The following is a 1,048-nucleotide window of genomic DNA, read 5'->3' on the forward strand; positions in this document are numbered from 1 at the left end:
CCTTAAGTAAAAACTCATTTTGTTTATTTAAACTTAAAGGTTCTAATTTTTCAAAAGGTTTATCTAAATCTTTATGAAGTAAATTTTCACAAGCCCAAAGAAAAGGTTTTTCTATAGTTCCTTCTATCCTTGCTCCACCTTCGGTACAGTTGTAAATTTTAGTATCTAAATATTTTTGTATTTTTTGTACATCTTGTTCTAAATTTTGCTTAAACATGAGCCAGACATGATGAGTTTTAACTTTCCCTTTTTTGCCATAAGCAAGAGTGTAAAGGTGTGGATACTTTTTACTTTCATAGGTTGCTGAGTTTTGATAATCATCAGGATGAGAATTGCCATTTTCAGCATAAGCTAAATCTTGTCCTATAAAAATGATTTTTTTATGATTTAAATGCAAGGAAAGATAACAAGCCATATGTGCAACACTAAATCCCATGTTAAAATATCCAAAATAATCTAATTTTAAATATTCTATAAAGCTTGCATAGGTTGAAACTAGGGTAAAATTATCGGTTTTTTTGTTTAGATAGTGTATAGCATTAGGGTGCACTACAGATTTGATAATAAAACAAACATCCCTATCAAATTCCCCAAAATCATGATTAAAAAATTCTGCTGTAATGGCTTTTCTTTCAAGCATACAAACATAATCAGGCTTTATACCATGCTTAGCTAAAATAGGATAAGAAGAATCTGCACAAAAAATCGTAGCTTTATTAGCATACTTTTTTAATAAAGGTAATTGTTTGGTTAAACTTGGTCCTGTAGAAACAATAATAGCTGTATCACTTAAATTCTTTCTTTTAGAAAGTAATTCTGTATAACTAGGATGAGTGATCATTTGAGGAAGATTATAAACAAATTGTTCTATGCCTTGAAGGGCATCAAGTGAATCATTACCATGAGAAATAATAGAATCTTTAAAATGCTGCACTAGCTTTTTATTTAACTCCAAAACATCCTCATGAAATTTTTCATAATAATTACTCATCAGTTCTAAAAAATAAATTCTAGAAAATTGAAAGAAAGGTTTGTTAGAACAAAAATT

General features: G+C 28.5%; 1 protein-coding gene. It reads right to left on the minus strand.

The window, feature by feature from the left end:
- Positions 1-1,048: motility associated factor glycosyltransferase family protein (locus AJ930_RS08885; protein ID WP_261659523.1), on the minus strand; the 1,048-nt coding region annotated here is incomplete at both ends.

It is taken from the genome of Campylobacter sp. BCW_6871 (assembly GCF_001762325.1).
Lineage (GTDB): Bacteria > Campylobacterota > Campylobacteria > Campylobacterales > Campylobacteraceae > Campylobacter_D > Campylobacter_D jejuni.